General features: G+C 44.5%; 8 protein-coding genes. All 8 read left to right on the top strand.

Annotation, left to right across the window (positions count from 1 at the left end):
- Positions 1-277 (top strand): sigma factor-like helix-turn-helix DNA-binding protein (locus ACKI5G_RS04840; RefSeq protein ID WP_407398166.1); only part of this gene is annotated, 277 nt, incomplete at its 5' end.
- 136 nt (positions 278-413) lie between these two features.
- Positions 414-977, top strand: coding sequence for a hypothetical protein (locus ACKI5G_RS04835; RefSeq protein WP_407398164.1), 564 nt, complete (start codon positions 414-416; stop codon positions 975-977).
- A gap of 33 nt (positions 978-1,010) precedes the next feature.
- Positions 1,011-2,999 carry an outer membrane protein assembly factor gene (locus tag ACKI5G_RS04830; RefSeq protein ID WP_407398162.1) on the top strand — a complete coding sequence of 663 codons (1,989 nt, stop codon included), beginning with the start codon at positions 1,011-1,013 and terminating at the stop codon, positions 2,997-2,999.
- Positions 2,999-4,330, top strand: a complete 1,332-nt coding sequence (locus ACKI5G_RS04825; protein WP_407398160.1) for an acylphosphatase — start codon at positions 2,999-3,001, stop codon at positions 4,328-4,330. The genes ACKI5G_RS04830 and ACKI5G_RS04825 overlap by 1 nt, the downstream gene beginning before the upstream one ends.
- A gap of 116 nt (positions 4,331-4,446) precedes the next feature.
- Positions 4,447-4,911: an OmpH family outer membrane protein gene (locus ACKI5G_RS04820; protein WP_303725798.1), complete on the top strand. Its 465-nt coding sequence runs from the start codon at positions 4,447-4,449 to the stop codon at positions 4,909-4,911.
- Between the two features lie 80 nt (positions 4,912-4,991).
- Positions 4,992-6,056, top strand: coding sequence for a hypothetical protein (locus ACKI5G_RS04815; RefSeq protein WP_407398158.1), 1,065 nt, complete (start codon positions 4,992-4,994; stop codon positions 6,054-6,056).
- 38 nt (positions 6,057-6,094) lie between these two features.
- Positions 6,095-6,544, top strand: a complete 450-nt coding sequence (locus ACKI5G_RS04810; RefSeq protein ID WP_407398156.1) for an OmpH family outer membrane protein — start codon at positions 6,095-6,097, stop codon at positions 6,542-6,544.
- A 28-nt stretch (positions 6,545-6,572) separates the two neighbouring features.
- The gene (gene lpxD, locus ACKI5G_RS04805) at positions 6,573-7,592 is read left to right on the top strand and encodes a UDP-3-O-(3-hydroxymyristoyl)glucosamine N-acyltransferase (RefSeq protein ID WP_407398154.1); all 1,020 of its coding nucleotides are present in this window, start codon (positions 6,573-6,575) and stop codon (positions 7,590-7,592) included.
- Positions 7,593-7,994 lie beyond the last annotated feature (402 nt).

Raw genomic sequence — 7,994 nt, 5'->3', positions numbered from 1 at the left:
ATCTGGTGTGTCCCAATTGGATATGCTGGCAGATACAGGCACCCCCGTTACGGAGTTGGCTGAAATCCATTTGGCTTCTGATGTGGTTATGGAAGCCATGGACAGATTGCCTCATAAGGAGCAGCTGGTGCTGAATCAGGTACTGGTTAACAATCAGGAGATAAAGGATGTGGCAGATATGCTTAATGTAAGCACGGCCCATATTTATCGCCTGCAGAAAAGCGGTGTTCGCCGGGTACGGGGGATGCTGTCTAGGTTTATGCATAATTGGAAGTAAGTGATATATGACAGTAAATGGCCGCAAATTGGCTTTTTTAGCTGAAAATGGTAATTTTTCCCTTGATTTGGCAAATTATATAAAATTGTTATTTGGCGACTTTATTCCATAGAAGTGTCTGCTTTTGGAGGCAATTATGGATAAGAAACGCAAAAATAAAGATAATAGGGCAGTCAGGAAGCATATTTCTGCCGCCCGGGATTGGCTGGGACGTGCCGAAAGCTCCATGGACAAAGAAAACAGTCTGCGGGGGGATTTGGATGTGATGCTGGCTCAGGCAGAGCTACAGCGGGCCCAGGAAACCAAGTTTGGACACGGATGGCGAAAATGGCTGATACGGCTGGCACCTCTGATTATTGCTGTGGCTATTGGAATCGGCTATTTGTCTATTCTTCATAGCAGTAAGGTAATAGAGGTACCTGCCGATATAACCACCGTTAAGGATAGTGGTGCTTCTTCCACTGGCCTGGAGAAAACCCAGGTGGTGAATATTCAGCCATCCTTGGAGGAGCATGAAAGGGCTGTCCCAAATATTTCTGAAAATAGTGATACTGGTTTTGTACGTCAGGCGCCACCAATGGTTGAAGTGGTACCACAAATAATATCGCCAGAGGCTTCTCCGGCAAGAGCTGAAGGTCAGGCTCCTGATACAGAGATGCAGCAGTTAATGCAGGCTGCCGGCAAGACCTTAAGAGAGTAGTAAAAAGAAATAATAATGTAGGAGGTTTTTCCTTTGAGATTTTCTTCAAAGAATTCCAAAAAAAATTACAGGGCTTTGGCTTGTGCCATGGCTATGATGACTGGTTTATCTGCAGCGCAGGTGGTTTTTGCAGCACCAACTGATTCTGGTGTTATAGTCAATATGAAGGATGGCAAGCTGGCCGCTGTGTCGGAAAGTGGCGTTGAAGCTGATATTGATCGAAACAAGAAGGAAGCTGCTACTGGAGCGGAAATTGGTGAATCCGTTGAAGTTGCAACTAATTCCCAGGATACCACCAATGCAGCCAAGGAGGCAGTAGCCAAATGGAATGGGGAAAGACCTTCTGATGCAGAGGTTACTTCTGCAGCTCAGGCACTCGTAGGAAAAACCATTATGGATATCAAAATTGAGGGGGCCACTGAGGATGTTTACAACACAGCATTGTTATCCCTCAACTCCAAGGTGGGAGATGCTCTGACTATTGATGGTCTGTCCAGGGATGCCAACAATATTTATGAAACCGGTTATTTTTATGACTTGTATCCAAGCTTTGAGGAAATCCCGGAGGGTGTCATTGTTACCTATCATGTATTTACCACTCCAATTATTTCTGATATCGAGATTACCGGCAACAGTAAGCGGGAATCTACTGACAAATTGGTTAAAGTCATGCAGTTAAAGCCGGGGGATCGTCTTAACCGTGTTTCCTTGCAGGAGGATTTGGCCAATATTAAGAAGGTTTATGTGAATGACGGCTATATTATGGCCAAGGTTCACGATATGGGCATTGATGAAAATGGCAAAATTTCTATTCAGGTCAATGAAGGTATTTTGGAGGGCTATAAGGTAAAGGGCCTTAAGAAGACCAAGGAGAAGGTAGTTATCCGTGAGCTTCGTACCAAGGTGGGCGAACCTCTTAACAAGAAGGATGTTGTACGCAGCTACAATCGCCTTACAAATCTGAATTACTTTGAGTCCATAGATATAAAGCCTATTCCAGGTGTAGAGCCAAATGCCTGTATGCTGGAAATAGATATAACTGAAAAAAATACTGGTGCTTTTGGTGTAGGTGCCGGTTATAGCACTGCCGATGGTTTTATAGGAATGGTTAGTATCGGTGATAGAAACTTCCGCGGTATTGGAGATTCCATCAGTGTTATGTATTCCATAAGTGGTTCCAGCACTGATGCCAGAGGCTGGATGTTCACTTATCGTAAGCCATGGCTGGACAAGAAAGAGACAGCTGGTACTATCAAGATATACAACCGTACCTATAGATATAATGATTATGACACTAATGGTGATTTGATAGAGGAAATGCTCCGTAAGGCCAAGGGCTTTGAAATCGGCTTTACCCGTCCTGTAAGTGAGTATTCCACTAATGGTATTTACTTCAAGAATAGTGATGATACCTATGATAATCATAAATCTGGTCCTGTTGACCGCAGGCAGGCAGACTGGGCTGACTGGAACAAGAAGAATTTCGGCCTTACCCGTTCCATTACCCTGTCCCATACTACTGATACCAGAGATAATATTATGTATCCAACTGGTGGTCACTATGTACAGCTATCTGCTGAGTTTGCAGGCTTAGGGGGGGACTTCAACTATCAGAAGTACGTAATTGATGATTCTGCCTATTGGAAGATAGGCCGTAACCAGATTATAGCCTTCCGTAACTCCTATGGTCATTCCAACAATGAGTTGAGCTATTTTAATAAGTTCAGAATCGGCGGTCAGGGAACTCTGCGCGGTTATAAGGATGACCAGTTCCGTGGTGACAGCATGTATATTGGTAGCTTGGAATTCCGTTTCCCTCTGTATAATAAAGTTAAGGGCGCAATCTTTACTGACTGGGGAGCAGCGTGGGATGATAAGTGGTTGCCGAATGACTTTAATGATTTCCACGCCAGCATAGGTGTGGGTGTTATGGTAGAAACCCCTGTTGGTCCTATTCGTATTGATGTGGGTCACGGCTCCCAGGGTAACAGGGTTCACTTTAATGTGGGTGCTTCCTTCTAATGAAGGACTTAGGCTTTGTTAAAGGAAACTTAATAAAGAAAATTGTAATAATATTGATACTGGCCATGGTTGACCTGGCCGGTATCAGTTTTTCTTCAGATAATGTGGTTTTGGCTGCCTCTGTGGAGGAAGTGAAGGTCACTGTTTATAGTGACGGACATATTCCACAGGGGGTGTGCCAGCGTATGGAAAAAAGTGTTCAGGCCATTGGGACCCAGCTTCTGGAAGGGAAGTCCCTTGAAATTGTTCAGTCCCGGCAAACCCATTATGAGGACATTATCCGGCAAGTCTTTGACAAGGTGCTGGTGGGTTATACTGTAAGGTCTGTGGATATTAAGCCCGGGGAAGAGCTGATGATTTCTGTAGGTCTTTTAGCCTGGAATGATAAGATTGATAACATCTCCGTTGAAAAACGGGTGGTAGGGATGCCGGAAGTGGTGGAGAAGCTTCTTCTGGAAGATATCTCAGATGTGGATCAGCTTTTTGCGGATACGCTTCAGGGCCTCCCCGTGGCAGCGGTGGACTGGACTAACGGTGTTATAAAGCATAGAGTCAAGGATTTTATGAATGAAAGGGCGCCGGAATTTAGGGCTGACTTCGATGTGGAGGTTGGGGAAACCACCAAGATAACTGTTGATATATATCCATTGCTGCCAGTGGTACGCACTATTGACCTTAGTATGAGATCTGATACTCTACCTAATGCGGCTCTGCTTACTGAACGTCAGAATATGCAGGATGGGGCAGATATGTTTGTGGGGGTTCCAGTGGCCTTTGTAAAGCGCCATAAGGATACCATAGAGGAGCTTCTTGCCAAGCGTATTGATGATCTTGAGGTGGCCAAGTTCTGGGGTATCCATACCAAGGTGGATATTAAGCCATCTGAGCGTATGGAGGTTATGAGCCGTTCCGATTCCCGCAATGTATATGTCCGTTTTGAGGGCTGGGGTGAGCTGGGACATCGTACTAAGAACAAGGACAACGGCGAGATAATGTTCCGGGGGCTTTTCGCCAAGCAATTCACCAGTCGTGATGGTGCCTTTGCTTTGGTGGATTTCTATCCCAAGAATACGCGTTGGGACCTTGATTTGGGACTATATCGTGAGATTGTGCCCAAGGTTCGGGCCAATGTGCGTTATTCTGTTTTGGATAAATATTGGAAGGGCGGTATTGAGTATAATTTTGCCAAACGCCTTGCCTTCCGTTACGAATACCGTGATCAGGACCATATCAGCGAATTTGCCTTGAGGTACAAGCTCCATGATTTTCTGGCTTTGGAAGCGGTTATGGATAATGATGATAAATGGTTGCGGTTCATAGGATATTTTTAATCTATATCTTATTGAATGGGGAATAATAGTTTGGTATAATATGTGCAGTCATAAGGCGAAAATATTGCCATGACAGTGTAATAATATTTTTTATTCACAAAAAAGGAGATAAAATTATGGTACAGTTAAAGAAAACTCAGGTTAAGATTATCAGCGTTCTCATTGCTTTGGTATTTGTTGGCTCCGTAGTAGCTCTGGCATTGTCCCAGTCCAACAACAGCATTGCCAATGCAGCTGCATCCTCCAATGTTGGTGTTGTGGATTATGCCCAGTTCAGTTCCATTAAGGATGTAACTGATATGCAGGCTCAGATGCAGAAGCTGGCTCAGGATGCCGAGAAGGATTTCAATGAGAAGGCTGCCGGCATGAGCGACGAGCAGAAGCAGGAATACTATCAGCAGACCATGCAGCGTCTCCAGCAGCAGCAGGCTGACATGATGGAGCCTGTACGTGCAAAGATTGAGGCAGCTGTTAAGGAAGTAGCTGATGCCAAGGGTATTACCGTGGTTATCAATAAGGAAGCTGTAGTGTACGGTGGTACCGATCTTACTCAGGATGTGCTGAAGAAGCTGAACAAGTAATTTTTAAATCAAAATGAGATAACAAAGGTGCCGAGCACAATGTGCTCGGTACTTTATTACCTCATAAAAGGGGGATTCTTATGGCTGTTAAGGAAAAGCAGGATAAAGGGGAGAATAGGGATAACAGCTTAAGAAACAGGCGGATATGGATGGGAGCAGCGGCTATAACGGTTCTTGTTTTAGCGCTTTTTTTTCTGTTTAGCCGTCAAGACACCCCTGTATCATCACAGGATCCTGATGTCGGTGTTATGGACATGGGGGAGGTTATAAGGGCTCACAGTGATTATGGAAAGCTCCAGACCTTGATGCGGGAGGTTGCCGCACTGGAAGCAGAATTAAAGCTGAAGGGCTTTGAAATGACGGCACAGGCTGCCCAGGCCGATAAAAAGCTGTTTGATGATGCTGCCCGTCAAAAGGCAAATTTGGAGATTATTACCAGACATTCAGAAACAATGGATGAACTTAAGGTACGGGCTGATAATATTTATCGGCGTATGAAGCCCCAGTTTGACAAGGAGCGTCAGGCCATTGACCAAGAATATGGCAACCGTATTTTAAATATCCAGCTTAAAGCAGACAATGCCGTAACTTTGGAGCTGTCTGAGGAAGAAAAGGCCAGTCTTCAGGCGGAGTGGAATCGGCTGAAGGATGAGCGCAATGAAAGGCATAACAAGCTATTGGCGGATCAGCAGCGCCGTTATGAGGAAGCAGTGGAGGCTGAGACCGGGGAAATTAGACGGGCAATGTTGGCAGAGCGGGACAGCATAGCGGGGAAATCCCAGGCTGATGAAATGCAGCATTTCAAAGAGGTGCAGGACAGAAATGTTCAGGCCATTGATGATGCTATGAAGCCAATTCAGCTTAAGATGGATATAGCCAGGAAAAAGACTGCGTTGGAATTAAAGCTCACGGAGATGAAGCTGCTGGAGCAGAAAATCTTTGACGATATTTGTGGCAGAGCTGCCAAGCTGGCCATTATCCATCATCTTAATTTGATAATTGCAGATCCTATAGATAATATTCTTGGGGAGGAGTATAATAGCTTTGGCTTGAGTGTTTGGCATGAGCTGAAGTCACCGGTTATTGGCATTAATACTCTGGATCTTACCCAGGAAATGCTAAAGGAAATGAAAAATATTCAGTAATTATTTGTACATGTTTAAATGAAAAGAGGCAGTATTCAATGAATTTCAAGAAAAAAACTTTGGTTTTGGCAATGTCCGCAATTTGTGCCATGCTGATAACAGCTGGTTGCGGTAAGGTAAATGTGGGCTACGTGGATTATGCACGTGTACAGACTGAGGCACCTCAGATAAAGAGCTCCATGGATGAAATGCAGAAGCGTATGGAGGATTTCCAGAAGGATGCAGAAAAGCAGCTTCAGGAGCAGGGTGCCAATATTAAGTCTGAAGAGGATGCCCAGAAGTTCCAGGAGCTTCAGCAGCAGCTCAGAATGCAGGGGGCTGGTATTCAGCAGCAGTATGCAACCCAGGTTCAGTCCAAGATTTATGCAGCCATGGACAGTATTGCCAAGGAAAAGAAGCTGGACACTGTAGTGAAGAGCAACGGCAAGGATGGTATGGTTATTGGTGGTGTGGACGTTACTGATGATGTAATAGCCAAGCTGCAGTAACCTGTAATTTAAAGGGAGATTTGGGAATATGAAAATGACATTACAGGAGATAGCAACACTGGTAGGGGGCCGTCTGGCAGGTGATCCTTCTATTGTCATTAATGGAGTAAACAATATTGAAGGTGCCACTAAAGAAACGATCACCTTTGCGGATGAGGCTCATGTGGATGAAGCTGCAAAATGTAACGCAGGGGCAGTTCTGTTGCCTAATGCTGTGGAAGTGGATTTTCCGTTACCTGCCATTTATGTGGAGAATACCAGAGCCGCCTTTGCAGTTCTGTTAACTACCTTTACTCCGCCTATTCAGCATGAAAAGGGCGTAAGCCCTGATGCTCACATAGGCAAGGATGTTACTGTGGGCAAGGATGTTACCATTTTGCCCTTTGCCTATGTGGATGACCATGCGGTAATCGGGGATCGTGTGGTTATATATCCTCACGTTTATGTAGGCCAGTATGCTACAGTGGATGACGATGCTGTCCTTTATTCCAGCGTTACTATTCGTGAACACTGCAAGGTGGGCAAGCGGGTTATCGTTCATAGCTCAGCAGTTATTGGTGCTGACGGCTTTGGTTTCACCACCAAGGACGGAGTTCACACCAAGGTTCCTCAGGTGGGTAATGTGGTGCTGGAGGATGACACGGAAATCGGTGCCCATGCAGGTATTGACCGTGCCACCATTGGTTCAACTATTATTGGAAAGGGCACCAAGATAGATAATCTGGTACATATCGGCCATAATTGCCATATTGGTCCTGGTAACCTTATTGTGGCTCAGACAGGTATTTCCGGCTCTACCAACACCGGAGCAAATGTAACCTTTGGCGGACAGACCGGAACTGTTGGTCACATAAATATTGGTGGCAATTCTGTATTTGCAGCCAGAAGCGGTATTATTGGCAATACTCCTGAGGGAGTATTCTATGCGGGATTCCCTGCAAGGCCACATCAGGAGTGGCTACGTATGCAGGCCCATATGAAGAAGCTCAATGATATGAGTAAGAAGATAAAGGCTTTGGAAAAGAAAATAGAAGAACTTTCCAAGTAATAGCGTTATAAACACTAGGTTGGGATGTTAAGAAAAAAGGATGGGGGCTGCTAGATTTAGCATTTAGTTCCACTTCGTTAAGAATTTTTTTGTTGCTATACCTATGTAATAGTGTGAAAAATCATTTGTTTGAGCGACGCGAAGCTAGTCCTGTAAGGGCGAAGCGAGTTATGATTTTTTGCACTATATAAAAGCAAGAAAAAAATTTAGAAGTGGAACGACGCTAAAGATAGCAGTCCCCGTCCTTTTTGCATATATTACAATATGCCGCTAAAGATAGCAGTCCCCGTCCTTTTTGTTATTAAATAACCATTAGCCATATAGCAGTATTATTTACTGATTTAAGACATTATTCCCATGTAAAAAGGACCAAAATTGTATAAACATTTTTTCAACTTTCTG

The sequence above is a fragment of the Anaerovibrio sp. genome (genome assembly GCF_045637405.1).
Lineage (GTDB): Bacteria > Bacillota > Negativicutes > Selenomonadales > Selenomonadaceae > Anaerovibrio.
This window is presented reverse-complemented; position numbering and strand designations above follow the sequence as displayed.